This is a genomic window from Solwaraspora sp. WMMA2065, assembly GCF_030345075.1.
In the GTDB taxonomy this organism is placed as follows: Bacteria; Actinomycetota; Actinomycetes; order Mycobacteriales; family Micromonosporaceae; genus Micromonospora_E.
Genome location: NZ_CP128361.1, coordinates 4,673,995 through 4,699,425, shown reverse-complemented (window position 1 = coordinate 4,699,425; position 25,431 = coordinate 4,673,995). Strand labels below are relative to the sequence as shown.

General features: G+C 70.6%; 25 protein-coding genes, 3 tRNA genes and 1 pseudogene. 18 read left to right on the top strand and 11 right to left on the bottom strand.

The genetic code is table 11. From position 1 onward, the window contains the following. Window positions 1–172: 172 nt before the first annotated feature. On the top strand, window positions 173–688 hold the full coding sequence (locus O7610_RS21420; protein WP_281552285.1) for a sensor histidine kinase: 516 nt from the start codon (window positions 173–175) through the stop codon (window positions 686–688). Here O7610_RS21420 and O7610_RS21415 read toward each other — a convergent pair. The 4 genes from O7610_RS21415 to O7610_RS21400 all read right to left on the bottom strand — a co-directional run bounded on the left by O7610_RS21415 (window position 631) and on the right by O7610_RS21400 (window position 4,161). Continuing rightward, window positions 631–1,482, bottom strand: coding sequence for a Rieske (2Fe-2S) protein (locus O7610_RS21415; RefSeq protein WP_281552284.1), 852 nt, complete (start codon window positions 1,480–1,482; stop codon window positions 631–633). The two genes, O7610_RS21420 and O7610_RS21415, sit on opposite strands and share 58 nt — an antisense overlap. A 160-nt stretch (window positions 1,483–1,642) precedes the next feature. After that, a complete protein-coding gene (locus O7610_RS21410) occupies window positions 1,643–2,944 on the bottom strand; it encodes a hypothetical protein (RefSeq protein ID WP_281552283.1) in 1,302 nt (433 codons plus the stop codon). Window positions 2,945–3,257: 313 nt separating this feature from the next. Next, window positions 3,258–3,638, bottom strand: coding sequence for a PPOX class F420-dependent oxidoreductase (locus O7610_RS21405; RefSeq protein ID WP_281552282.1), 381 nt, complete (start codon window positions 3,636–3,638; stop codon window positions 3,258–3,260). 82 nt (window positions 3,639–3,720) lie between these two features. After that, window positions 3,721–4,161 carry a DoxX family protein gene (locus tag O7610_RS21400; protein ID WP_289211696.1) on the bottom strand — a complete coding sequence of 147 codons (441 nt, stop codon included), beginning with the start codon at window positions 4,159–4,161 and terminating at the stop codon, window positions 3,721–3,723. 303 nt (window positions 4,162–4,464) lie between these two features. Between O7610_RS21400 and O7610_RS21395 the strand changes: the two genes are divergently transcribed. Together O7610_RS21395 and O7610_RS21390 are read left to right on the top strand one after the other, a co-directional pair. Continuing rightward, the gene (locus O7610_RS21395; RefSeq protein ID WP_281552280.1) at window positions 4,465–5,145 is read left to right on the top strand and encodes a DUF6985 domain-containing protein; all 681 of its coding nucleotides are present in this window, start codon (window positions 4,465–4,467) and stop codon (window positions 5,143–5,145) included. Between the two features lie 262 nt (window positions 5,146–5,407). Continuing rightward, the gene (locus tag O7610_RS21390) at window positions 5,408–6,598 is read left to right on the top strand and encodes a WD40 repeat domain-containing protein (protein ID WP_289208931.1); all 1,191 of its coding nucleotides are present in this window, start codon (window positions 5,408–5,410) and stop codon (window positions 6,596–6,598) included. A gap of 536 nt (window positions 6,599–7,134) precedes the next feature. On the opposite strand, the gene O7610_RS21385 is transcribed toward O7610_RS21390, so the two are convergent. Genes O7610_RS21385 through O7610_RS21375 form a run of 3 tightly spaced genes read right to left on the bottom strand, consistent with a single transcriptional unit; the run spans window position 7,135 to window position 8,084 of the window. Then, window positions 7,135–7,320: a DUF397 domain-containing protein gene (locus O7610_RS21385; RefSeq protein WP_289213660.1), complete on the bottom strand. Its 186-nt coding sequence runs from the start codon at window positions 7,318–7,320 to the stop codon at window positions 7,135–7,137. Then, window positions 7,320–7,859, bottom strand: coding sequence for a DUF5753 domain-containing protein (locus tag O7610_RS21380; RefSeq protein WP_289213659.1), 540 nt, complete (start codon window positions 7,857–7,859; stop codon window positions 7,320–7,322). Before O7610_RS21380 ends, O7610_RS21385 begins: the two co-directional genes overlap by 1 nt. A gap of 36 nt (window positions 7,860–7,895) precedes the next feature. Further along, complete coding sequence (locus O7610_RS21375) at window positions 7,896–8,084, bottom strand: helix-turn-helix domain-containing protein (RefSeq protein ID WP_289211695.1); 189 nt, start codon at window positions 8,082–8,084, stop codon at window positions 7,896–7,898. Window positions 8,085–8,338: 254 nt separating this feature from the next. Here O7610_RS21375 and O7610_RS21370 point away from each other — a divergent pair, with 254 nt between their 5' ends. Both O7610_RS21370 and O7610_RS21365 read left to right on the top strand, forming a co-directional pair. After that, complete coding sequence (locus tag O7610_RS21370) at window positions 8,339–8,629, top strand: hypothetical protein (protein WP_289211694.1); 291 nt, start codon at window positions 8,339–8,341, stop codon at window positions 8,627–8,629. Window positions 8,630–8,651: 22 nt separating this feature from the next. Beyond that, entirely contained in the window at window positions 8,652–8,921 is a 270-nt protein-coding gene (locus tag O7610_RS21365; RefSeq protein ID WP_281552277.1) for a hypothetical protein, read from the top strand. A 43-nt stretch (window positions 8,922–8,964) separates the two neighbouring features. On the opposite strand, the gene O7610_RS21360 is transcribed toward O7610_RS21365, so the two are convergent. From O7610_RS21360 to O7610_RS21345, 4 genes are all read right to left on the bottom strand, one after another. Continuing rightward, a complete protein-coding gene (locus O7610_RS21360) occupies window positions 8,965–10,200 on the bottom strand; it encodes a glycoside hydrolase family 1 protein (RefSeq protein ID WP_289211693.1) in 1,236 nt (411 codons plus the stop codon). A gap of 112 nt (window positions 10,201–10,312) precedes the next feature. Continuing rightward, window positions 10,313–11,698 (bottom strand): dihydrolipoyl dehydrogenase family protein, encoded by a 1,386-nt coding sequence (locus tag O7610_RS21355; RefSeq protein WP_289211692.1) that lies wholly within the window; start codon window positions 11,696–11,698, stop codon window positions 10,313–10,315. A 64-nt stretch (window positions 11,699–11,762) separates the two neighbouring features. Next, window positions 11,763–13,079 carry a cryptochrome/photolyase family protein gene (locus O7610_RS21350; RefSeq protein WP_281552274.1) on the bottom strand — a complete coding sequence of 439 codons (1,317 nt, stop codon included), beginning with the start codon at window positions 13,077–13,079 and terminating at the stop codon, window positions 11,763–11,765. A gap of 8 nt (window positions 13,080–13,087) precedes the next feature. Further along, window positions 13,088–14,101: a phytoene/squalene synthase family protein gene (locus O7610_RS21345; protein ID WP_475050902.1), complete on the bottom strand. Its 1,014-nt coding sequence runs from the start codon at window positions 14,099–14,101 to the stop codon at window positions 13,088–13,090. Between the two features lie 65 nt (window positions 14,102–14,166). Here O7610_RS21345 and O7610_RS21340 point away from each other — a divergent pair, with 65 nt between their 5' ends. The 13 genes and pseudogenes from O7610_RS21340 to O7610_RS21280 form a co-directional block, all read left to right on the top strand. Further along, window positions 14,167–15,339, top strand: coding sequence for a polyprenyl synthetase family protein (locus tag O7610_RS21340; RefSeq protein WP_289211691.1), 1,173 nt, complete (start codon window positions 14,167–14,169; stop codon window positions 15,337–15,339). Window positions 15,340–15,372: 33 nt separating this feature from the next. Beyond that, window positions 15,373–16,860 (top strand): phytoene desaturase family protein, encoded by a 1,488-nt coding sequence (crtI, locus tag O7610_RS21335; protein WP_281552272.1) that lies wholly within the window; start codon window positions 15,373–15,375, stop codon window positions 16,858–16,860. Next, window positions 16,857–17,414, top strand: coding sequence for an isopentenyl-diphosphate Delta-isomerase (gene idi, locus O7610_RS21330; protein WP_281552271.1), 558 nt, complete (start codon window positions 16,857–16,859; stop codon window positions 17,412–17,414). Before crtI ends, idi begins: the two co-directional genes overlap by 4 nt. Before the next feature lie 36 nt (window positions 17,415–17,450). Continuing rightward, window positions 17,451–18,449: a MerR family transcriptional regulator gene (locus tag O7610_RS21325; protein WP_289211690.1), complete on the top strand. Its 999-nt coding sequence runs from the start codon at window positions 17,451–17,453 to the stop codon at window positions 18,447–18,449. Window positions 18,450–18,582: 133 nt separating this feature from the next. Further along, on the top strand, window positions 18,583–19,485 hold the full coding sequence (locus O7610_RS21320; protein ID WP_289211689.1) for a polysaccharide deacetylase family protein: 903 nt from the start codon (window positions 18,583–18,585) through the stop codon (window positions 19,483–19,485). Window positions 19,486–19,609: 124 nt separating this feature from the next. Then, window positions 19,610–19,685 (top strand) — tRNA-Glu (locus O7610_RS21315). 31 nt (window positions 19,686–19,716) lie between these two features. Next, window positions 19,717–19,790 (top strand) — tRNA-Asp (locus tag O7610_RS21310). Between the two features lie 111 nt (window positions 19,791–19,901). Beyond that, window positions 19,902–19,975: transfer RNA gene (locus tag O7610_RS21305), tRNA-Phe, on the top strand. Between the two features lie 137 nt (window positions 19,976–20,112). Then, complete coding sequence (locus O7610_RS21300; protein ID WP_289211688.1) at window positions 20,113–20,526, top strand: hypothetical protein; 414 nt, start codon at window positions 20,113–20,115, stop codon at window positions 20,524–20,526. Window positions 20,527–20,535: 9 nt separating this feature from the next. Further along, on the top strand, window positions 20,536–22,179 hold the full coding sequence (locus O7610_RS21295) for a sodium/solute symporter (RefSeq protein WP_281552267.1): 1,644 nt from the start codon (window positions 20,536–20,538) through the stop codon (window positions 22,177–22,179). A gap of 132 nt (window positions 22,180–22,311) precedes the next feature. Beyond that, window positions 22,312–23,082, top strand: a complete 771-nt coding sequence (locus O7610_RS21290; RefSeq protein WP_281552266.1) for an ABC transporter ATP-binding protein — start codon at window positions 22,312–22,314, stop codon at window positions 23,080–23,082. Continuing rightward, window positions 23,073–24,791: an ABC transporter permease gene (locus O7610_RS21285; protein WP_289211687.1), complete on the top strand. Its 1,719-nt coding sequence runs from the start codon at window positions 23,073–23,075 to the stop codon at window positions 24,789–24,791. Before O7610_RS21290 ends, O7610_RS21285 begins: the two co-directional genes overlap by 10 nt. A 17-nt stretch (window positions 24,792–24,808) precedes the next feature. After that, window positions 24,809–25,375: pseudogene (locus O7610_RS21280) on the top strand (flavin reductase family protein); the annotation flags it as partial. Between the last annotated feature and the right edge of the window lie 56 nt (window positions 25,376–25,431).

Genomic DNA, 25,431 nt, shown 5'->3' with positions numbered 1-25,431 from the left:
CGGGGCTGACCTGAGCCGGCACCGCCGCGACCGCGCCGGTCTCCGGCTGCTCAGCCGCCGCCCGGCCGGAGCTGCCGCTTGTCCGGCTTGCCGCTCGGCCCGACCGGCACCACGTCGATGAAGGTGACGGTACGGGGCCGGCTGGCCTGGCCGAGCCGACCGGGTGTCGGACGTGCCGGTCGACCTGGCAACCGTCGTCGAGAACGCGGTCCTCGCCGAGAGCGACCGGGCACAGGAGTACGGCGTGGTCATCGCCCTGGACCGGTCGGACGGTCCGCTGCCGGTGGCCGGGGTCTCCTCGGCGCTGCGCAGGGTGGTGTCCGACCTGCTGACCAACGCGTTGCGGCATTCCCGACCGGGCGGGCGGATCGACGTCGCCGTCTGCCGTGCCGCTGCCGGCGACACGATCAAACTGACCGTCGCAGACACCGGCGACGGCTTCGACCCCGACGAGCGCATCTTCGACCGGTTCCATCGCGGAGCCGGGTCGGACCGGCTGCACATCGGCCTGGGCCTGGCGCTGCTGCGCGAGGTGGTGACCGCGCACCGTGGCACCATCGAGGCCGCCGGCCACCCCGGTGCCGGTGCGAAGTTCACCGTACGGTTGCCGGCTGCCGCGGCACTGCCGGGTCAGGGCAGCTGGGCCTGCACGACCCCGGCCACCACCCGGCTGCGCAGCACCTGCTGATCAGTGGCGGCCGGGCCGTGGGCGACGGTGCCGTCGGTGAGCCGGAACGCGCTGCCGTGCCACGGGCAGACCACACAGGCGTGGCCGTCCGCGCTGATCACCTCACCCTGGTCGAGGGGGCCGTTCTGGTGGGCGCAGTGGGCCAGCAGCACCGTGACGTCCTCGCCGTGCCGGTAGACCAGCACCGGCACGTCGTCCACCTGCCGGCTGATCATTCCCGCTTCGGGCAGGTTGGCGAACTCGGCGATCGGGTGCCAACCGGCGGAGATCCGATGCAGCTCGGGCACCGCGTGGTTGACCCCGGCGGCCTGCTTGTAGGCGAGATGACCGCCGAGGAAGCCGCCGGCACCGACCGCGGCGAGGCCGAGGAATCCGAGCGTACGGCCGGTCTGGTGCCGGCCGCGTAGCCGGGCGACCAGCGATCCGGTGTAGCAGGCCACGCCGACGGTGTTGGCGATCGCGTGCACCAGACCGATCCGGCGCTGCTCGCGGGACAGGCTCGCCCAGTCGTTCGCCCCGGTGACCGCCGCCGGGATCGCGGCGGCGGTGCCGACGCCGACCAGGGTGGTCGCGGCCCGTCGCTGGCCGGGCAGCATGTCGAGTACGGCGGCGCTCAGCCAGGCACCCATCGGCACCTGGATCAGCACCGGGTGCAGTGGATGCCCCAGCCACACCCCGTGCAGCAGGTCGCGGACCCGTTCGTTGCTGATCCGCCGCTGGACGCCTTGTTGCAGCCGGTCGCCGATCCGGTCCAGCCCGGTCGCCTGCTCGATCTTCATCAACAGTGCCCGCATCGTCCCGACGTTCCCGCCAGACGCACCACCAAACTTCGACGGTCTTGCGTATGACGAGCCAGCTGGAGCTCTACGGAACGCGGTCCGTCGCGTCGAGGTAGCTGCGGAGTAGCGCCCGGTCGGCGGCAGATCCGGATGCACTTACTACGGGTGTTCCTGATCAAGGTTTCTCTTTGCTTCCAAGTTGCCGCTGGGACCGCTCGGCGACCTCCCCGGACACCCTACCCATCATCGATCTTGCCCGGCCGAGAGCCTGCATACCGAAACGACCAGCGGCACCCACACCCTCCGCCCCAGTTTCAAAAACCTTGCCCTTCACCTCAGCGCCGGTATCGAGAACCCTGGCGCCCACCTCGGACCCGGTCTCAAGGACCTTGTCGCGCGCTTCCACAGCCGCGTCGAGCCATCGCCGGGCATCCCAAGACCGGCCGTCGCGTTCAACGCCGAGCCTGCTGTTGAACTCGACGACAATCGTTGCGACGTGATTGGTCGACCGCACCACGGCGCGCGATGATGTCGGGTTGAGTAGCACCTTCGCGTTGGCGGTGCCGGCGGCCGCGTCCATCCGGGCCATCAGGCGCTCGGTGGTACGGAAGATGAGCTCGAGGCGCTTCTGCCGGGCGATCCGGATGGCGAAGCGATGTTCTTCCAACTCATACGCGGACGCGCCCAGCACGCGATCGAGTTCGAGCACGGCGACCGCGTCTTGGAGTTGGAAGCAGCGGGCCAGGACAGCGAGCCACTCCTGGACCTTGATCTCGGCTTCCTTCGACGTCGTGGCCAGGTCACCGACGTTTGCGGTCTCGAGTCTTTCGGCGATGGCATCGAGCTGCCGCAACGCGTACGCCTGGGTCCGAGCCAGTGGCACCGGCGTTGCCTGCACCTTTGACCAGGTGACCTCGGAAACCCTGCCCACTTGCTCCCGGATCGTCAGGGCCTCGTCGATGACGAGCTCTACCCCGACCATGTCGGCCACCACCGCGTCGGTCTGAGCGCGGAGCACGGCGTCGACTTTCGCGTCGATCACGGCGAGATAGTCGGTGATCTCGTCCATGCTCTGTTTCATCGCGAGCTGTGCCATGAGGCCGGCGGCACCGGTCAGGATCGCCGGGTTCGTCAGCATCGCGCTCGGTGTCTGCACGATCTCGAGCAGGCCGGTGATCCTGCCGTGGTCGGTCAGCACGGCACGGCTGAGACCGTTCTCCGAGCCGCTCATCAGGTTGTACTTCTTCATCGCCTGGGCGGACTCCGCAGACAGTTGGACCCATCGGCCGGACTGCTCGGAGATCTCAGCCCCGGCTTTGGCGATCTTGGATCCGGCACCGAGGGCGCCGCTGAGCCGTTTCAGCCCGAGGTCTTTCGACGGCAGCCGCTCCGCAGTGAGGAAACGATCGACAGCCGTCGGGTGCCCGATGACCGCCAGGCCATCGCCGTCACTGATCAGCTGAATCTCGTTCTCCAACGCATTGCTCCTTGAAGTAGGGTACGGATCGGCATCACGCTATGTCGTCTTCACCAGCCTTACCATGGTCCGCTCGTCTCGATTCCCTCGGAAGTGGACGATGTCTTGCAGGTACGCCTGCCTTGAGCTACGGCGCTCGTACTACTCGCGGTGACTTTCTGACGGCGACGACGCGCTGATCTCGGCCTGTGTGGCGTCGGCCGGTATGGGAGGTCCAACCAGGGAGCCTGACGGCCCCCGGTTGGCTGGCCTGCATGGGCGGCGACAGCTCCGGAGCTGTCTAGCTCGGTCACGGGTCGGAAAGTCGGGTCGATCAGAACGACACGATGATGCCGACCATCGGGGGGCGGCGTACCCGGAGCAGGCGAGCGAACCAGTTCCCTGCCCGTGCCATGAAGTACCGGCGGGCCAGTAGCTTGCGGGCCAGCGCCGTCCCGTCGCCGTCCAGTAGCCGGGCCGTTCCCGTCACACTCGGCGCGTCCGGTGCCACCGCCCCGCGTAGGGAACACGGCTGCACCCGAACGTGCGGGTTGTTCCGGATTCGTTTGACCTTGCCCGAGCCCGCTTCGGTCACGATCCAGAGTTCGCCACCGTGCGGTACGTGCCAGACCGGTGTGGCCACCGGGGCGCCGTCCTTGCGGTAGGTGGTCAGGCTGACGTACCGGCTACTGGCGATCTCATTGGCCGCGGTCACCAGGCCAGCGTAGCGAGTCGTGTCCGGGCCGCGCCCGCTGATCAAGCAGACATGCAGCCCGTCGAAAGTGGTCATCCGCTGGTCAGAGTGCGGCGGCGACGCAGGAGGCGACGAAGAGCACCTGCAGTAGCGTGCGCGGAACCAGGGGCGTGACCGGCCGATCGGCAATCTTCAGCTGACGCCGCGCCGCCGACACGTTGGCTGGGAACATCGCCAGGAGGAGGAGCGCGAGACAGATCGCCGCGACCGGTGCGGTCGACGGGAACGCTAGGCCGACGGCTCCGACCAGCTCCAGAACCCCGGTGATGGTGACCAGCAGCGGTGCCCGGGGCAGCCGAGGTGGCACCATCGCGATGAGCGAGTCGCGCCGCTTCGCACTGAAGTGGGCCACACCGGTCAGCACAAACATGAGGGCCAGTCCGCCACGCAGCGCCGGCTGCCAGCCGTCGAGCGCGTCGATGCCGAGCAGTCCAGCCATGCGCAGGACCAGCCAGCCGCCGATGAGGGCGATCAGGGGAGCCATCGTGTACCTCCATGACTTGTCACTGACAAGATATCGTCCAGGGCGGACATCTTGTCAATGACAAGTTTGGCTTGCCGCATGAGTCCGTACCCTGACGGAAGGCCGAGAAGAGCAGAGCATCGCGTACCGACAATCTCCCGCCTGAGCTCGGCCTGGACCTATCGGCCGCCGCCCGAGCTTGACCCGGAGCACGGGTCGTGCCGTCCTGCCTCGCAAGGTGGTGGCCAGTTCATCGACCAGGGTCGCCTTGTCGGCCGCGGAGGGGGCCGCGGGGAGGGGCACGTCCGCAAACCGTTCGCGGAGGTGGCCGTCGTCGTCCTGCGACGACTCGACACCATCGGCAAGGTCGTGCCTCGATTGCCGCCTGTGACTCGGTGTGACGCCCGACGGCGGCAGATGCGGATGCTTCATCAGAGGCTGCCTCACCGCGAGGACTACGGTGGTGGTGTGCAGATTCCCCATCTCGGTACGGTGACGAAGACCGCCGAGCCGGGCTGGTATCGCAGTGCGCCGATACCGGTGCCGGTGTTGGGCGGTGGGTCTTGCCGCATCCGGGTCGACGGCTACGACGACGACCCGGCGCAGGAGGACTTCCACGCCGCGATTCGCAACTTCCTCGCGCTTGACCGATCGGCGTTGGCGGTGGCTGCGCCATCGATCTACGCCTACTACCGCGATGTCGCGGATGACCTCCTGGCCGCCGGCGACGACGAGTGGCACGTTGAGATCAGCGGCCCCGACGAGGTCCTGGCCCATGTCCAGCTTGGCAACGAGCCGATCGTCGTGCGCGACCCCTACGACGATCGCCGCGTCTATGTCTCGATCGGGGGCGAGTGTGCCTGGGAACCTGAGCACGGCCTGCAGATCGTGTTCCGCGACGGTGTCACAGTGACCAAGGTGGGACCGTACGATGGACACCTCACCAACTCGGCCGCCTACGCCGACGACGAACTCGATGGCGTCGTCTACCACAGTTCCCGGTAACGGTGTAGCTGGACCCGCCTGCGCTCGACGCACCCGAAGCGCTCCGGGTACGCCGATCTCGGCTGGGCCGACACCACGTCGGACACCGCTGGTGGCCGCTGGACGAACTGATCAGCAGCACGGACGCCGTCTACCCCCTCGGATCCCCTGAACGCCCGATCCGCAGCAGATCCAGACAGCAGCGGCAGGTCGGCGAGTTCAAGGTCATATCCGCTGGCCCGGTAGCCCGTCCATGAGCGATTCTCACCGGTACGATGCGCCGGTGGAAATCTTGGCGCAGATGCGGTCCGTAACCACGCTCGAACGGTTGCTCTGCCATCCCAGGCTGCCGTTGATAGCCGGTTGGGAGACCGAACGCCCGGCGATCCGGATCTGGGAGTACACGGTCGGGCAGTTGCGCGAGGTTGGCGGTGTCGGTGCAGATTCGGCCGTCTACGACGCCCCCGACTATGCCCGGCGCAAGCGGACACCCTCCGCCGCCTGGCATCCGGACGAGCCGCAGCTGATCGTAGCGGACGGTAACAGTACGGCCTGCTGGACTCCTTTGGGCATCACCACAATCGATGGCGTTCCGCCGACTGAGTACCAACGGGAAGTGGCATTCGGTCCGGACGGTCAGACGCTCTGGTTGTCGCCCAGCGGCGGAGAGAACGGCTGGGAGTCCTCCATCGCGCTCGACCTCGCCTCCGGCGCAACCGCAGTCGGCCCGCGCTGGGACACCGGAGTCGCGGCGTATCCGGGCGGTGGCCTCTTAGCCACTCTACAAAGCGAGCAGGGTGCCACGCTGGTGCTCTTCTCTCGGGATGAGCCGGTGCTGCGGCCATTGCGGCGGGTGTTGGTCCTCGACTGCGACGGATACGAGACACCTATCTTCAGCCCGGATGGGCGGTATTTCGTAGTGCGGGGCAACGCCTACGAAGAATCGCTGGAGGTGTTCGAGTTTCCTTCGCTGCGTCGCGTTCTCGGCCTGACACTCGGGGACCCAAGTCCGGAGTACCCGTACCCGCAGGAGCGGGTGGACAATATGCGCGCCTGGTCGCGCCACAACGTCGCGTTCGGGCCAGCTCCGGGTGTTCTCTGGATCGGTACGCCGGAGGGTGCCGTCATCGAGTTCGAGATCGACGGGAAACGGGCGGCCGAGTTTGATGCGCTGCCCGGGTCGATGGTGACGGCCCTGGCGGCCGCCGCTACAGGCGAGTTGATCGTTGCCGGCCGCGACGGCACGCTTCTGGTGCTGTCGGGGGGACGGGCCGGCCCAGCCGAGGCATCAACCGCCGCAGTAACCGAGTTCCTTGCCGGCACCTCTGAGGCTTCGGTCATCGACATGAACCAACTTGACCTCACCGATGGAAACCGGATCTGGCAGCCCAGCGATCTGCAAACGGTCACCGACGCATCAGACAGCGACCCGTCATGGCTGAAGATCCGGGCTGCCATGAACCGGCTTACCTAACCTCAACGCGAAGACGTCGCGCCGAGTTGCGCATCGCGGTTTGGTGGTCGGCAGCGAGAAACGACATCACCATCGGCGTGGGCTGTGGTCGGGTCGCGCAAACGATTGCCAGCGGGGCACCTGTACGAACATCGGGATGATCAGCTGTGCTGATCTCGGCGCGTCCGGAGCCGGCAGCTGGCACCGCCATCACCCGTTGGGACGATCGGTTCGCGGCGTGAGCGGATCTCGCTGTACCGCCCCGGCACCGTCGACCGCCGGAGCAGCGCGTGGTGGCAGGTTCAGATCCGGACGCCCGCGATCGGCGACGCTGCTTCGAGTGGAGGGCTCAGGCACGTTACTCGCGCGAATAACGTGCCTGAGCCCTCCACTCGACGGCGCACCGAGACTCGGGACCGAGACTCGATAGACCGAGATGCGCGATTTGCGGTCACGCTACGCCAGCGGTCCGGCGGGCGTACGGGACGGCTCCATCCCCTGAGACCAGGGCCGGCGCTTCTCGATATTGTCGGCGGAGGAGTGGTAGGCGCGGCTGGTCAGTGGTGGTGCTTGGCCAGCTCGACGAAGGAGCGCCAGGCGGACGGGCCGAAGGCCAGGGTGCCGCCGTCGCGGTCCTTGGTGTCCCGGACCAGCACCCGGCCGGGCAGGTTGTCGGCCACCTCGACGCAGTTGCCGGATGAACCGTTCGACCGCGACGACTTCCGCCATGCTGGTTCATTGATCACTGGATCATCCTTAACATCAGGTCTCGGGTCTGGTCGGCGGACAGCGCCAACTCGTTGACTGCCTCCCAGACTAGTTCCAGTTCGAGTACGTCACCAGCGGTGGTGGCGACGCGTCCACGCAGCAGATCGTCCAGATAGCCGACCCGCCTCCCGTCGCTCATGGTGGCCAACGCCAGCGGGCCACCGAGGCCAGCGTGGAGGCCGGCCGACTCGGGGACCGCACGGATTCGGATGTTCGGCCGGTGCCCGAGGTCGACCAGGTGGGCAAGCTGGTCCTTCATCACCTCGCGCGGACCACGACGCAACGCGGTCTCCTCGACCAGGGCCACCAACTCCACCGGGGGATCGCGGTCCAGCACCGCGCGCTGCCGCGTTTGACGGGTCGCGATCACCTCCTCGAACCGGACCCGGTTGGACGGCACGGCAGCGAAGACCTGCCGCATGTACGCCTCGGTCTGCAGCAGCCCAGGAACCAGGGTCGGCTCCCAGGCCCGCAGCAGCACCGCGCGTCGCTCGTGGTCGACCCAGGAGCGCAGCCAAGGTTGGCGGTCCTCTCTGCCCTCTCTCGACAGCTACTGAAGCTGGTCACCGGAGTTCAGTAACTTGTCGAGATCCTTCGCGGTGTCCTCCTTGGGCACCAGCCGGCCGGTCTCGAAGCTGGCGATGAGCGACTTCGACACGCCTACCGCTTTGGCCAGCTGGGTCTGGTTCATGCGCTGGGAAAGCCGGAGCCGCCGAAGCTCTACAGGCAGTTCAGTCATGTTTATAACCTCCAATAACTCGGGCTCATCTTTACCTCTGCGATTTTCATATTGCCCTATGTTCGGGCAGGAGTCCAGGGTGGATCACGACAAGAGATTGATTCGATGAGTGAGGGGGTCGACGGTGGAGGTGGGGGCGCTCGTCGGGGCGGCGCTGCTCGGCTTCTGCGCCGGGCTGTGGTCGTTCAAAGTGAAATCCAGATGGTGCCCCAGCTGCGGGCGTGCGACCTGGCCGATGGAGCGGGGCGCCGACGGTGTCCAACGGCCACGCGGCGATGGAAGGCCCGATGGGTAGCCGGCTGCTGCGGACGCCGGAGCCGAAACCAGGGGACGTGCTGTTGATCGGCCAGGAAGCGAGCATGCAGTTCGCCGGCGACCGGAGAATTCGATTTCGCGTGATCTCGGTGGACCGGAAACCGACCTACGACGGCTGGGTCTGGCTCACCGGCTACGTCATAGACGAACGCGGGTACGCAGCCGAGCGGCGGGAGATATTCGTGCAACGCGACGGACTCTACCGACTGGCCAAACAGCAGTCGACATAGCAATTGATCAAGGAGATAAAAGATGATCACCGAGATGGTACGTGACTGGTGGCTGCGCTGGCTCGACTGGCGCTCCGGCCGGTCCACGGCGTCCAGGCGACTCGAATACCTGCGCCGCGAACGGCACGGACAACACCAACGCGGCCGTACGACGGCCCGGCACCGTCGACTCGACGGAAACCGGGGACGCCACTGGTCGACGGAGGCTACCGTCCTGGTCCCGACGCTGCGTCCACTGATGACCTACGGCCAGCAACTCGGCTACCGGCTGCCGCCGCACCGGGTGAGCTGACCGGCGGGGTCCCGCCGGATGATGAGTGGAGGGTGCTGGATGATCAGGGCAGGGCGCGGCTGGTCGCGACGGCGGCGTACCGGGCGGTGCTCGGCTTCGGGGTCCGAGCGAACGTCTCCCGGTCGACGATGTGCAGGCCGAAGTGGAAGCGGTAGCCGGCGGCCCACTCAAAGTTGTCCAGCAGCGTCCAGTGGCAGTAGCCGAGCACCGGGACGCCGTCGTCGATCGCGTCGAGCAGGCCGGCCAGCGACGGCTCGATGAAGGCCGCCCGCAGGGCGTCGTCGTCGACACCGACGCCGTTTTCGGTCACGAGGACCGGCACCCCGCTGACCTGGTACGCGTACCGCACGGCACCGCCGAGTGACGTCGGGTCGATTGCCGAGCCCAGCTGGTGCAGGGTGGCCCCGGGCGGCGGCGGCAACATCCGGTCCGCGTCGTAGACGGCACTCTCGTAGTTCTGGATGCCGATGAAGTCGTCGGCGCTGGCCAGCCGCAGCCAGCGGTCGTACAGCTCGGCGCGCTTGCGGTCGCGCAGCGTGGCGTCGTCGCCGGTCACCCGGTCGTCGACGATGGCGATGGACAGCCCCACCGGCAGGTCGGGCCGCCTGGCCTTGATCGCCGTACGGGCGGCGAGATGACCGGCCGTCATGCCGTCGCGCATCGCGTCGAACTCCTCCGGCAGCATGATGTTGCTGACCCGGTAGCGGGGCACCCTGGCCGCGGCGCCGGCCGCCTCCAGGGTGGCCCGCTCCAACTCCCGCACCGACTCCGGCACGTCCGCCCAGGACAGCAACTGCGGCAGGTTCGGCTCGTTGAGGGTGACGGCCATGGTGATCCGGTCACCGAAGTGGCGCATCACCTGGTCGCAGTAGCGGGCGAACAGCTCGGGAGCGGCCGGGTCCAGCCAGCCGCTGCGCGCGGCGAACCAGTGCGGGCAGGTCATGTGGTTGAGCGTCACCACCGCGGCCAGGCCCCGCCGCGAGCAGCTGTCGACGATCGCCGCGTAGTGGTCCAACGTCTCGGTGGAGAAGCTGCCCTCCTCTGGCTCGACCCGGGCCCACTCCACGGAGAACCGGAAGGCACCCAGCCCCATCGCCTGCACCAGGTCGAGGTCCGTCCGCCACAGCTGCCAGCTGTTGCAGGCCCGGCCGGACCGCTCGGCGAAGACCGTCGGCGCGACGTTCTCCAGGAACCAGGTGTCGCTGCTGGTGTTGTCACCCTCGGTCTGGTGACCGGAGGTGGCGACACCGAAAAGGAAGCCGTCCGGGAAGCATCTCATGGATGGACATCATTCCGTGGCCGGCTCAAGATCACATGACGAAGAACTGGGATGCCACCGGCGTGTCGCCCGAACTTTCGTCAAGTGATCATGGAGTCAAGTGATCATGGAGTCAGGTGAGCTGCTGTACGGCGGACTGGATGGCGCGGTGCACCGTCGGGTACGCGTAGATCATGTGTCGCAGGCTGGTCAGCGGCACTTCACCGTGCACCGCCACGGCGAGCGCGCCGAGCACCTCGCCGCCGGTCGGTCCCGCCGAGGTCGCCCCGACCAGCACCCCCCGGTCGGCGTCGGCGACCAGCTTGATGAAACCGTCGTTACCCGGCCCATGGATCCAGCCACGCGACGACTCGGCGACGTCGGTCACCGCCACCGCGACGTTCACGCCCTGCTCGCGGGCCTGGCGTTCGGTCAGGCCGACCGCGCCGATCTCCGGGTCGGTGAAGGTGACCCGGGGGACCGCCCGGTACTCGGCCGCCGGCCCGCCCTGGTCGAGGATGTCGCGCACCGCCACGTCCGCCTGGTACATGGCCAGGTGGGTGAAGGCACCGTGGCCGGCGACGTCACCGACCGCCCACAGCCCGTCGGCGCCCGGCATCCGTTCGTCGGCGACCCGCATCCGCTCGTCGACCGGCAGGTGCCGGGCCGCCGGGTCCAGTCCGACGGTGTCGAGGCCGAGTCCACCGAGGTCGCTGCGCCGACCGGTGGCGACCAGCAGCCGCTGCCCGCTCTCCGGGCCGCCCTGCGACAGGTGTACGGCGAAGGTGTCGTCGCGGTGCTCGACCCACTCGGCGCGGCTGCCGAGCCGCAGCCGGATCCCGTCGTCACCGAGGGCGCGGGCGGCCAGCGCCGACGACTCCGGCTCCTCCCGGGACAGCAGCCGCTCGCCGGGCTCGACGACGGTCACCCGTACGCCGAACCGGGCGAAGACCTGGGCCAGCTCCAGCCCGATCGCGCCACCGCCGAGCACGACCAGCGACTCAGGCAGCTCGGTGACCTCGATCGCTTCCTTGTTGGTCCAGTACGGCGTGCCGGACAGTCCGTCGATCGGCGGCACCACCGGCACGGTGCCGGTGGCGAGCACCACCCCTCGGCGGGCGGTGAACACCTGCCCGTCGACGTCGACCCGCCGGGGTCCGGTGAGCCGGGCGGCACCGTGCAGCACCCGTACCCCTTTGCCGGTGAGCCGGTCGACGGCGGCCGTGTCCGACCAGTCGGCGGTGGCCTCGTCGCGGATCCGTCGGGCCACCGGCGTCCAGTCCGGACGGATGTCGGCGGTGCCGGCCAGGCCGTCGATCCGGCGGCCCTCAGCGAGCGCGTTCGCCGCCCGGATCATCATCTTGCTCGGTACGCAGCCCCAGTACGGGCACTCGCCGCCGACCAACCGGCGCTCCACACCGACCACGTCCAGCCCGGCCTGGCTGAGCCGGCCGGCGACCTCCTCACCGGCCACGCCCAACCCGACGACGACGACGTCCACCTGTTGCGGCTCACTCATCCGGCCAGCATGTCACCACCGCCGGCAACCCGCCGACCGGGCGGCCCGCTGACCGGACGCCGACTCAGCGGTCCGACAGTGGCGGCGGGTAGTCCAGGCCGGCGCGGACGGCGAGCGGCAGTCGCCACGGTTCGTGCACCGCCGCCCCGGTGACGCCGGCCAGCTCCGGCACCCACCGCCGGACGTACTCGCCGGCCGGGTCGAAGCGGTGCGCCTGGCGCAGCGGGTTGAAACCCCGGTGCGGGCGGGTGTCGTTGCCGGTGCCGGCGACCCACTGCCAGTTGCCGGAGTTGTTCGGCAGGTCGCCGTCGAGCAGCCAGCGGCCGAACCAGCTGAGGCCGTCCCGCCAGTCCAGGCCGAGCTCCTTGGTGAGGTACCCGGCGGTGATCAGCCGGGCGCGGTTGTGCATCCAGCCTTGCGCCCGCAGTTGCCGCATGCCGGCGTCGACGATCGGCACCCCGGTGCGCCCGGTCTGCCAGGCGTCGAGGGCGTCGGCGTCGTAGCGCCACTGCTCGGCGGCCCCGCGCCGGTACGCGGTGGTCGCCAGGTCGGGGAAGGCGTTCGCGACCTGGTAGTGGAAGTCCCGCCAGCACAGTTGCCGGACGAACGGGCCGGCGCGGTCCCCGGCGGCGGTGGCGACCTCCAGCGGCGACAGACAGCCGAACCGCAGGTAGGGGCTGAGCCGCGAGGTGGCGTCACCGGCCAGGTCGTCGTGGCTGTCGCCGTACCGATCGAGGCGGCTGTCGCCGTACCGGTCGAGGTCGGCCAGCCAGTCGTGCAGCCGGCGCCGCCCGGCGGTCTCGCCCCCGGCGGCGGCCTGTGGCGACTCGCCGTCCGGCAGGGCCGGCAGCCGTCCGACGGCGGGACCGCCGGGCAGCCGGATCCGGTCCGGAGCGGCGCACCCGGTACGCCAGTCGGCGCCGGCCCAGGCCCGGAAGTACGGCGTGAAGACCTTGTAGTGGTCACCGTTGGTCGGGGTCAGCGCGCCCGGGTCGACGACGGTCAGCCCAGGGAAGGCGCGGTACGCGACGCGGTGCCGGTCGCATTCGTCGCGGAGTCGCCGCTGCCGGTCCCGGGCGTAGTGGCTGACGTCGGCGGAGACGGTGACGCCGTCGGCGTCGACCTCGCGCGCGAGCCGAATCGTCTCGGTGACCGGGTCGCCGCGGCGGATCAGCAGGTCGCCGCCGAGCCCACGCAGGGTCGCCCGCAGGTCGGCGAGGCTCTGGTGCAGGAACCGGTCGCGGTTGGCCGACCGGCCCGCCAACCGTGGGTCGAGGACGAACAGCGGCACCACCTGTTCGGCGGTGGCGCAGGCGGTGGCCAGCGCCGGCTGGTCGTGCACCCGCAGGTCGCGGGTGAACAGGACGACAGCGGTACGCATGGCGGGCGCTACGGCGCGGTCGGTGAGGAGGCGGTCGGTGCTGGCGTGGGGGTGGCCGGCGGCTGCGTCGGTGTCGGCTGCGTCGGCGGGCCGGTGACGTCGACGGGGGCGGTGACGTCGACCGGACCGGGCAGGGTGACCGGGGTGCCGGCCGGGGTGAGCAGGGACCGCAGCGCCACAGCGGCCCGGCGACGGTTGGGAACGGTGGCCCGGCGACGGAACACGTCGTAGCCCTGCGCGGCGATCTCGTCGAGGATGCCGCCGTACAGCGCGTACGCGGTGCGGATGCAGGCCTGCGAGGCGGGTTCGAGCAGGGTGACGCCGGGGGCGGCCGCCGCGTAGTGGCCCCGGGCGCGGCCGACCTCGTACCGGATCAGCTCGATGATCGGCGGGGTCGCCTGGCGGCGTCGGGCGGCGTCGACCAGGTCTGCCCGGTCCACCCCGAACCGCGCCAGGTCCTCGTCCGGCAGGTAGGTGCGGCCACGGTCCAGGTCCTCGGCGACGTCCCGGATGAAGTTGGTGAGCTGGAAGGCGAAGCCGAGCTGTCGGGCCGGCTCCCGGGCGGCGGCCCGGTCGGTGCTGCCCAGGATCGGCAGCATCATGGTGCCGATCACCGCCGCCGAGCCCTCCATGTAGTCGAGCAGGTCGGTGTAGCGCGGGTACGAGGTGAGGGTCAGGTCCATCGCCATGCTGCGCAGGAACGCGGTGAAGTCCGCCTTGTCCAGGTCGAACACCGCGATGGTGTGCAGTACGGCGGGCAGCAGCGGATCGTCGACCGGGGCACCGTGCAGCCCGGCGAGGAACCGTTGCCCCCACTGGTCGAGTGCGGCTGCCCGGTCGGCGGGCGGCAGCTGGTCGGTGCGGTCGACGATTTCATCAGCGTACCGGGTGAATCCGTATAAAGCGTGAACATGCCGGCGTTTCCACTGCGGTAGCAGCCGGGTCGCGAGATAGTAGGTGCGCCCGTGTCGTCGGTGCAGGTCACGGCAGTTCGCGTAGGCAGCGGGCAGATCGACGTTCACCGGGCCTCCTCGGCTATCGACGCAAGAATCGACGCAACTTCAGACCCTAGGGTACGCTCGTTCGCGTGGCCAATCACACAGTTGCCGGCACCGACCGCAGCGCGTCGGTCGACGAGCCGGCCGGGTCGGCCACCCCCGGCTCGCCCCCGCCCCGCCGCCGTGACCTCTTGACCGCGGCTGTCGACGACACGTTGATCGACTTCCTCACCGTCGAGATCGACGCGCTCGACCGCATCGATCCGGCGCTGCGCCCGTTCGCGCAGGTCGCCCGGGACACCGTGCTCGCTGGCGGCAAGCGGCTGCGGCCGGTCTTCGCCCACTGGGGCTGGCGCGGGGTGGTCGGCCCGGACGCGCCGCTGGCCCCGGTGTTGCCGGCGCTGGCCGCGCTGGAGCTGCTGCACGCGTTCGCGCTGGTGCACGACGATGTGATGGACGGCTCTGCGACCCGTCGCGGCCGCCCCACCGCCCACCGCCGGCTGGCCGGGCAGCACCGGTCGGCCGGCCGCGACGGCGACCCCGACCGGTTCGGCGACGGTGCCGCCGTGCTGGTCGGTGACCTCTGCCTGGTCTGGGCCGACCGGCTGCTCGGCCAGGCCGGCGTGCCACCCCGGACCCTGCTCGACGTGCGGCGCCGTTACGACCAGATGCGGGTCGAGACGATCGCCGGGCAGTACCTGGACGTCCTCGGCGAGACCGAGGCCGACAGCTGGTCGGTCGACCGGGCGCTGCGGGTGGCCCGGCACAAGACCGCCAGCTACACCGTGCTGCGGCCGCTGCACCTCGGTGCGGCCCTGGCCGGACCCGGCGCCGACCCGGCGGTCCACGAGGCCTACCGGCGCTACGGCACCGCCGTCGGCGAGGCGTTCCAACTGCGCGACGACCTGCTCGGCGTCTTGGGTGACCCGGCCACCACCGGCAAACCGGCCGGCGACGACCTGCGGACCGGCAAGCCGACGGTGCTGCTGCTGATCGCCCGCGAGCTGGCCACCGAGGCGCAACGCGCCGAACTCAACCGGCCGCCGCCCGCCACCGACCGGCAGTCCGGTCGGAATGCCGATCGACGGGTGCAGCGGCTGATCGAGATCGTCGTCGAGACCGGCGCCGCCGGCCAGGTGGAACAGCTGATCGAGCAACGGGTACGGGAGGCGGTCGACGCCCTGGCCGACGCCCCGATCGACCCTGCCGCCCGTCGCGCGCTCACCGGCCTGGCGGTGACCGCCACCACTCGGCAGGCATGATGTGAGCATCGTTCAGAAGGAGGTGGTCGCGGCATGCGTACCGTGACCGGGGCGACCGAACGCGTCGTCGTGGTCGGTGCCGGGCTCGGCGGGCTGGCCTGTGCCCTGCACCTGGCCGGTGCCGGCCGGCAGGTCACCCTGCTGGAACGCGAGTCGGTGCCGGGTGGACGGGCCGGGCGGCTGGCACTCGACGGCTACGAGTTCGACACCGGGCCGACCGTGCTGACCATGCCCGAACTGATCGCCGAGGCGCTCGGCGCGGTTGGCGAGGAGCTCTCCGACTGGTTGGAGCTGATCCCGCTCGACCCGGCCTACCGGGCGTACTATCCGGATGGGTCCACACTAGACGTCGTCACCGACACCGCCCGAATGGCGGCCGAGGTGGCCCGGGTCTGCGGCCCTCGCGAAGCCGACGGCTACCTGCGCTTCGTCGACTACGCGAGGCGGCTGTGGCAGCTGGAGCGGGCTGACTTCATTGACCGTAACCTGGACAGCCCGCCGGACCTGCTCACCGGCAACCTGCTGCGGCTGCTGGCCGCCGGAGCGTTCCGGCGGATGCAGACCAAGATCGAACAGTTCTTCTCCGACCCCCGTACCCAGCGGATCTTCTCGTTCCAGGCGATGTACGCCGGCCTGGCCCCGCACGACGCGCTGGCCATCTACACCGTCATCGCCTACCTGGACTCGGTGGCCGGGGTGTCGTTCCCCCGGGGCGGGATGCACGCCGTACCCCGGGCGCTGGCCGGCGCCGCCGAGAAGCACGGCGTGCAGATCCGCTACGACACCACGGTCACCCGGGTGGAGACCGCCGGTGGTCGGGCGCGCGCGGTGCTCACCGCCGCCGGTGACCGGATTCCCGCCGACGTCGTGGTGCTCAACCCCGACCTACCCGTCGCCTACGCCGAACTGCTGCCACCGGCCCGCCGCCGGCGGCTGCGCTACTCGCCGTCCTGCGTGGTGCTGCACCTCGGCGCCCGGCAGGGTTACCAGCAGATCGCCCACCATAACGTCCACTTCGGTCGGCTGTGGAAGGGCACCTTCGACGAGGTCATCCGCCGGGGAGAGCTGATGAGCGACCCCTCGCTGCTGGTCACCAACCCGAGCCGGACCGACCCGTCGGTGGCCCCGCCCGGCGGGCACACCTACTACGTCCTCGCTCCGGTGCCCAACCTGGACAGTGGGCGGCTGGACTGGCGCGGCGACCTGCCGCAGCGGTACGCCGACGAGCTGATCGCCACCCTGGCCGAGCGCGGCTACCGGGGCCTGGCCGACGGGATCGAGGTCCGCGAAATGATCACCCCAGCCGACTGGGCCGACGCCGGAATGGCCGCCGGGACACCGTTCGCCGCCGCGCACACCCTGTTCCAGACCGGCCCGTTCCGACCCGGCAACCTGCATCCCACCCTGGAGAACGTGGTCTTCGTCGGCTCCGGCACCCAGCCGGGGGTCGGCGTGCCGATGGTGCTGATCTCCGGCAAGTTGGCCGCCGGTCGGATCACCGGTGCGGGGGGTGCCCGATGACCGGGACGTCGCGGGAAAGCCATCTGGTCGAGTTGGTCGACCCGGCCGGGCGACCGGTCGGATCGGCCACCGTCGCCGCCGCCCACCAGTCGCCGGGCCAGCTGCACCGGGCCTTCTCGGTGATCCTGGTCGACCGGGCCGGCCGGCTGCTGCTGCAACAGCGGGCCGCGGTGAAGACCCGGTTCCCGCTGCGCTGGGCCAACACCTGCTGCGGCCATCCGCTGCCCGGCGAATCGGTGACCGAGGCGGCCAACCGCCGGCTCGGCGAGGAGGTGGGCGTCGCGCCGGTGCCGTTGACCGAGCTCGGCGTGCACACCTACCAGGCCACCGACCCGGTCACCGGCCGGACCGAGTACGAGTACGACCACGTACTGCTGGGTGATCTCGACCCGGCCACCCCGCTGCGGCCCGATCCGGCGGAGATCGCGCAGCTGCGCTGGATGCCGCCGGATGAGCTGCGGGCCGGCCTGACCGATGACCCGCACGCCTACGCCCCGTGGCTGGCCGGCGTGGTCGACCAGTTGTCGCGTCGGGCCGGCGGGACCATGACGTGAACGCGGAGCGGCACGGCGCGGCTGCGGAGCGGCCAGGTGAGCGATGACGCGCTGAGTGCGGGCAGCGTGGCGCGCCGGCTCGGCGTGGCGGTCACCACGCTGCGCACCTGGCACCAGCGGTACGGGCTCGGCCCGACCCGGCACGTCAAGGGGCACCATCGCCGGTACAGCCGGGAGGATCTGGCCCGGCTGGAGGTGATGCGTCGGCTCACCGCCGAAGGCGTGTCCCCGGCCGAGGCGGCGCGATGGGCACGCGGCAACGCGGCTCCACCCGCCCCCGCCGGCCTCGGCCTCGGCCCCGGCCCCGGGCAGGGCCGGGCCGGCGGCGGGCACACCATCGCCGTCGGCACCGCCGGCCCGGCCGCCCGTGGTCTGGCCCGGGCCGCCGTACGCCTGGACGACCTGGCCATGCGGGAGATCATCGAGCGTGGGCTGCGTGCCGACGGGGTGATAGCCACCTGGGACCGGGTGGTCCGCCCGGTGCTGGCCGGCGTCGGTGACCGGTACGCGGCCACCGCCGGCTTCATCGAGGTGGAGCATCTGCTGTCCCGGTGCGTCTCCGCCGCGTTCGCGTCGGTGACCGGTCCGGCGTCGGTGACCGGGCCGGTCCCGGCGGCCCTGCCGGGTGATTCTTCGGGCCCGCTTGTCGGCGCTGGTTCCGGTGTGCTGCTGGCCTGCACCGACGACGAGCAGCACACCCTGCCGTTGGAGGCGCTGGCCGCCGCACTCGTCGAGGCCGGCGTGGTCGCCCGGTTGCTCGGTGCCCGGGTACCGGTGACCGCGCTGGTCGCCGCCGTCGACCGGACGGGTCCGGCCGCCGTGGTGCTCTGGTCGCACACCCCGGCGACCGCGGACCTCGGGCAGTTGGCTGCGGCCCGCTCCGGACGGCACCGTCCGGTGCTGGTCCTCGCGGTCGGGCCGGGCTGGCCGGTCCCCGAACTGCCGGACGGGGTACGGCACTGCGCCGACCTGACAGACGCATTCACGCTCTGCCGGTCCGCCGACCGGTCGGTCGGCCAGCAGCACTTGCCGTAGCTGTTGGCGGTACGGCCCGTCACCGCCGATGGTCGGCAGTGCTGGTGTCCGATGTGCGGGGTCGAGTTGTGCGGATTGATCGACTAACGTGTGCTTCGCTCGATCTCCGTCCACCCCCTCGCCCGGAGTCGACATGTCGAAACGCACCGTGTCGAAACGTGCCATGGTCGCGGCAGGCCTGGCGGTGTTCGCGCTGCTGGTCGGCAGCGAAAGCATCGCCGCGCTGCGTGGTGCCCGGCAGACACCGGCGCAGGTGCCGGCCACCGCCGCTCTCGGTGCCGCGCCGGAGCGCCCTGCTCCCACCCCCGAACCGGTGCCCTCACCCGGCCCCCGCGACCCGGTGCCGGCGTCGACGGACGACCCCGCCGACCAGCGGCCCTCGGCCACCGTGACCGGTGGCTCACCCGGGGCGTCCGCCCGGCCCGCCGTCGACGAGAGCCTGCTACGTCGGCGTACCGGTGGTCGGCAGGTGGCGTTGACCTTCGACGACGGGCCACATCCGAAGTGGACGCCGCTGATCCTCGACGAACTGCGCAAGGCCGGGGCGCGGGCAACCTTCTGCGTCGTCGGTGCCCAGGTGCGGCGGTACCCGGCGCTGGTCGTCAGGATGGTCCGGGAGGGGCACGCCCTGTGCAACCACACCTGGAGCCACGAGCTCGGCCTCGGGTCGCAGTCGGCCGACGAGATCCGGGCCAACCTGCTGCGGACCAACACGGAGATCCACAAGGTGGTGCCCGGCGCGCCGATCGAGCACTTCCGGCACCCCGGCGGCCTGTGGACGCCGAAAGTGGTCACCGTGGTCGAGGAGCTGGGAATGGTCCCGCTGGACTGGGACGTCGACCCGCAGGACTGGCGCAAGCCCACCAAGGATGAGCTGGTGGCGCAGGTCACCACCGAGGTCCGGCTCGGGTCGATCATCCTGCTGCATGACGGTGGTGGCGACCGGTCGGCCACCGTCGCCGCGCTGCCGGTCGTGGTCCAGGAGCTGAGGCAGCGGTACGGCATCACCCTGCTCGGTGCTAGCCTTTCCCCCTGATCCGTCCGGTTCGCCGATCTGGTTTGGTCCGGGGCATACTCGTCACGTATGCTTTCGCAAGCTTCCGGCGGGGCCGGATGGGAGCACTACCGTCGGAGTCGTGATGTGCGATGATGACGGGGCCGCCCTCATCGTCTAGCGGCCCAGGACGCCGCCCTTTCAAGGCGGTAGCACGGGTTCGAATCCCGTTGGGGGCACCACCGGCCGACCGACCGGCCGGAGCAACACCGAGGTCCTGTGGAGCAGTCGGAGTGCTCGCCGCCCTGTCAAGGCGGAGGTCGCGGGTTCAAGTCCCGTCAGGACCGCGCAACGCCGATCGCCGTGCGTTTCCCACGCGCGGCGTTGTGCGTTCCGGGGCCCATGGCAACCGGTCCGGCTGCTGAGGTCGCCGGATGGGTATCATGACCCCAGTGCCCGGCCAGGTAGCTCAGTTGGTACGAGCGTCCGACTGAAAATCGGAAGGTCGGCGGTTCGACCCCGCCCCTGGCCACAAAGCCTCTCGCCGGGCTTCAGCAGCGCCCAATCGCCTCCTGCGGTTGGGCGCTTCGCTGTGGGACGACGCGCCGTGGATCCGTCTGCGCCGGGGACTGCCCTTGACTTTCCGCGACGGGCCGTGAGACTGCCGGCATGGCCGAACACGACGGCACCGGGCCCGCTGCGGCGCCCGCCGACCCGCCACCCCGACGGGTGCGGGTCGTGCTGGGCGAGGTCGGCCGGCGTGGGGACGCCGACCGGCTGCGTACCGACCTGGCCGAGCAGACCCAGATCGGCGAGGCACTGGTACGCGGCCTGGTCCGGGCACAGTTGGCGTTGGCAATGCGGCTGGCGGTGGTGGTCGTGGTCGGCCTCGGGTCGCTGCCGATGCTGTTCGCGATCGCCCCGGGCGTCGCGGAGATCAAGATCGTCGGCGCCAACCTGCCGTGGCTGCTACTCGGGGTGGCCGCGTTTCCGTTCCTCGTCGCGGTCGGCCTGACCTACGTCCACCTCGCCGAACGTAACGAACAGGACTTCGTCGCGCTGGTCCGCCGGCCGGAGCGCTGAGCGGCGCCGATGACCAACCCGTACGTGATCCCTGCGCTGGTCGTGGTCACCCTGGTGACCGTCGCGATCGGCTTCTACGGGCTGAAGCTGGCCCGGACCACGTCCGACTTCCTGGTCGCCTCGCGTACCGTCAGCCCGTCCTGGAACGCGGCGGCGATCAGCGGCGAGTACCTGTCTGCAGCATCGTTCCTCGGCATCGCCGGCCTGATCCTCAAGTACGGCGTCGACGTGCTCTGGTACCCGGTCGGCTTCGCCGCCGGCTACCTGGCCCTGCTGCTGTTCGTCGCGGCCCCGCTGCGCCGGTCCGGGGCGTTCACCCTGCCGGACTTCTGCGAGATCCGGCTCAGCTCCCGGCGGCTGCGCCGGCTCGCCACCGTCTTCGTGATCTTCATCGGCTGGTTCTACCTACTGCCCCAGCTGCAGGGCGCCGGGCTGACCCTGGCTACGGTCACCGGCGCGCCGTATCCGCTGGGAGCGCTGCTGGTCGGCGGGGTGGTCACCGCCAACGTGGCGCTCGGCGGTATGCGGGCGGTCACCTTCGTGCAGGCGTTCCAGTACTGGCTCAAGTTGACCGCGCTCGCCGTACCGGCGGTCTTCCTGGCCATGCAGTGGCAGTCCGACGGGCGGCCGCCGGTCAGCCCACCGGACGGGCTGACCTTCACCCAGGCGACCACCGTGGTGGTCGAGCGGTCCGCGACGCTCAACTACGCCGACGGCCGGACCGAGCAGGTGATCCCGGGCACCGAGTTGACCTTCGCCGCCGGGGACCGGGTCCCCGAGGTGTCCGGGGCCGAAGCCGACCGGGGAGCCGCCTGGCTGCTGCCCAATGACCCGGACCGGGGCGACCAGGGACTGTTCGCCACCTACTCGCTGATCCTGGCTACCTTCCTCGGCACGATGGGGCTGCCGCACGTACTCGTGCGGTTCTACACCAACCCCGACGGTGCCGCCGCCCGCCGCACCACGCTGGTGGTGCTCGCCCTGGTCGGCCTGTTCTACCTCTTCCCCACCCTGTACGGGGTGCTCGGCCGGGTGTACACACCGCAGCTGCTGATGACCGGACGCTCGGATGCGGTCGTGGTGCTGCTGCCGGAGGCGGCGCTCGGCGGCGGCCTGCTCGGTCAACTGCTCGCCGCGCTGGTAGCCGCCGGGGCGTTCGCCGCCTTCCTGTCCACCTCGTCCGGGTTGCTGACCAGCGTCGCCGGGGCGGTCTCGACCGACGTGCTGCGGCGCAACTCGGTACGCGGGTTCCGGCTGGCGACCCTGGTCGCCGGGGCGGTGCCGATGGTCCTCGCGTTGAACGTCTCGGGCCTGGACGTCTCCCAGGTCGTCGGGCTGGCGTTCGCGGTGGCCGCGTCGAGCTTCTGCCCGCTGCTGGTGCTGGGCATCTGGTGGCGTGGCCTGACCGCCGCCGGTGCCGCCGCCGGCATCGTCGCCGGTGGCGGTACCGCCGTCGGCGCGGTGCTGTGGACCGTGCTGGGTCCGCCACTGACCGGCTGGCCGGCGGTCCTGGTCGCGCAGCCGGCGGCCTGGACGGTGCCGCTGGCGTTCGCGGTGATGATGCTGGTGTCGGTGGTCACCCGGCGGCGGTTGCCAGGTCAGGTGAACGCCCTCATGCTGCGACTGCACGCGCCGGAGAGTCTGCGCCCGTGACATGCCTTCGGCTGCCGTGACGTGCCCGCGGCGAGGTCGGTCGGGATCGGTGCCGCCGTCGTGCCCGGGTATGAGAGCCGGATCGTCCCTCAGCGGGAGCGTATCCGAGGTCCCGCTGGTTACCGTCGGACCATGACAGATGCTGCCCAGCCCGGCGGGCAGGCGCTTGTCCTGCGTGGCCTGGCCAAACGATTCGACGACAAGGTCGCGGTAGCCGGGGTCGAGCTGGAGGTCCCGGTCGGCTCCTTCTACGGACTGCTCGGCCCGAACGGTGCCGGCAAGACCACCACGCTGTCGATGGCGGTCGGGCTGCTACGGCCGGACGCCGGTCACGCCCACGTCCTCGGCCACGATGTCTGGGCCGACCCGGTGCGGGCGAAGCAACTGCTCGGCGTACTGCCGGACGGGGTGCGGCTGTTCGACCGGCTCACCGGTGCCGAGCTGCTCGCGTACCACGGTCTGCTGCGCGGGATGGACCCGGCGGTGGTCGACCAGCGAGCCGGCGAACTGCTCGACGTGCTGGCGCTCGACGACGCCGGACGCACCCTGGTGGTCGACTATTCGGCGGGCATGAAAAAGAAGATCGGGCTGGCCTGTGCGCTGCTGCACGGACCCCGGCTGCTGGTGCTCGACGAGCCGTTCGAGGCGGTCGACCCGGTCTCCGCCGCGCTGATCCGCGACATCCTGCAGCGGTACGTCGTCGGCGGCGGCACGGTGATCTTCTCCAGCCACGTGATGGCTGTGGTCGAGCGGCTCTGCAGCCACGTGGCGATCCTCGCCGACGGAGTCATCAAGAAGGTCGGCACGTTGGACGAGGTACGGGCCGGGCGGTCGCTGGAAGAGGTCTTCGTCGACGTCGTCGGTGGTCGCACGGCCACCGGGGAGGAACTGGCATGGCTGTGACCGGGCCGCCCGCCGACACACCGACTCCCGGCTCACCCGCCGTCGGTCGGCGGCCGGTGCGGGCCCGGCACTTCGTCCGCCTCAAGCTGCGGGTGATGGGCAACAACCTGCGAGGTCAGGGCTGGCGGATCGCGTTGTTCATCGGCGGGATCATCGCCGGGCTGTGGTTCGCCGGCAACGGCTTCCTGATCCTCGCCGCGCCGGGGTTCGTCGACAGCGAACAGGGCATGTTGCTGGCCGCCGGGTTCGGCGGCACCCTGCTGGTGCTCGGCTGGCTGCTGCTGCCGCTGGTCTTCTTCGGGGTGGACGAGACGCTCGACCCGGCCCGGTTCGCGTTGCTTCCGCTGCGTCGGCGGACCATGGTCACCGGGCTGCTGGTCACCGGACTGATCGGCGTGCCGTCGATCGCCACCGGGCTGGCCACCCTGGGGCTGGTGCTCAGCGCGGCGCTGCTCGGCGGCCCGTTGGCCGGCGCCGTCCAATTGGTCGGGGCCGCCGCCGGTCTGCTGCTCTGCGTCCTGGGCAGCCGGGCGATAACCAGCGCGTTCGCCGGCATGCTGCGGTCGCGCCGGGTGCGTGACCTGGCTGCGGTGCTGCTCGCCGTGCTGGCCGCGTTGCTCGGTCCGCTGCAACTGCTGGTCATCGGTGGACTGGGCAACGCCGACTGGGACCAGTTGGCTGAGGTGGCGGGAATTCTCGGCTGGACTCCGCTGGCCGCCCCGTACACGATGGGGTTCGACGTGGTCGACGGACGGCTCTGGGCGGTGCCGATCAAGCTGGCGGTCACCGCCGCCACCCTGGCCGGCCTGTACCGGTGGTGGTCGAGGTCGCTGGAGTCTGCGATGGTCGGCACCGCGAGCGGCGGCCCGGCCAGGGCGGTGGCCGCTGCGTCCGGTACCCCGGTGAGTCAGCTGTTCCCCCGGCTGCTCGCCCGGACCCCCCGCGACCGGTACGGCGCACTGGTCGCCCGGGAGGTGCGCTACTGGTGGCGGGACATGCGGCGACGGGCCAACCTGATCACCGTCGCCGTGGTCGGGGTGTTCATCCCGGCGTTGATCAACGTCGGCGGTTTCAGCGCCTTCACCTACGACCCGGACGGTTCAGTGGGCGCCGGACCGGCCGCGTCGGCGACCAGCGTCAGCATCTCGATGCTCTTCGTCGGTGCGCTCGCCGCCGTGACCCTGGCCAACCAGTTCGGATTCGACGGCAGCGCGTACGCGGCGAACGTGATCGCCGGCGTGCCGGGGCGGCTGGAGCTGCGTGCCCGGGTGGTCGGGTTCTCCGTGTACATCGTGCCGCTGCTGGTGGTGATCTCGGCCGGTCTCGGGTTGTTCCTGCGCGAACCCGGCTGGATCCCGGTCGCCGCCGGGACGCTGTTCGCCGCGTACGGTGCCGGGTTGGCGGTCAATCTGATCGTCTCGGTGGTCGGTGCGTACTCGCTGCCGGAGACGTCGAACCCGTTCGCGTTGAACAGCGGTGCCGGCGTGGCGAAGAGCATGCTGGCGCTGGTGGCGATGGTCGCGTCGGCGGCGGCCGCAGTGCCGATCGTGCTGGCCACCGCGCTGCTCGGCGAGGTCTGGTACTGGTTTGCCCTGCCGGTCGGCGTCGGATACGGCCTGGGTGCGGTGGCCCTTGGTCTGTACATCGCCGGTGACCTGCTGGAACGACGGATGCCGGAGCTACTCGCCACGGTGACGCCGCGCCGGTGACTCCCGATTGGGCCACAATGTTTCACGTGAATCATCCCGAGCCCGGTGCCGAGATCCACTATCGCGACCCGTTCGCCACGGCGAACGAGGACCGTTCGCCCGCGCGGCGGCTACGTGGCCGGCTGGCCGCACCGGTGACGCTGTGGACGGCCGGTGGTGGGTCGGCTCCGCTCGCCGGACTGACCGTGTCGTCGACGGTGCTGGCCGAGGGTGACCCGCCTCGACTGCTCGGGCTGCTCGACGAGGAGTCGCAGCTGTGGGAGGTGCTCCGCGAGTCGGGCAGGTTCGCGATGGTTCCGCTGAGCCCGGCGCATCGACAGCTCGCGGACCGGTTCGCCGGGCTGATGCCGGCACCGGGCGGACCGTTCAAGGCAGCGGACTGGCAGGCCACCGGGTACGGCTCGGTCCTCGCGGGGGCGAGTGGGTGGGCGGGCTGTCGGCTCGACGACGTCCGACCGTACGGGTGGGCGGTGCTCGTGGAGGCGACCGTCGAGACGGTCACGGTCAGCGACGAAGGCAACGCCGGGCCGCTGATCCACTATCGCGGCCGGTACCGGGAGCTCGGCGAGCCGCGCGGTCGGTAGCCCGGTCCGAGTCGCGCAGCCGGGTATCTCGGTCCGGACCGACCCGGGTGGCAACC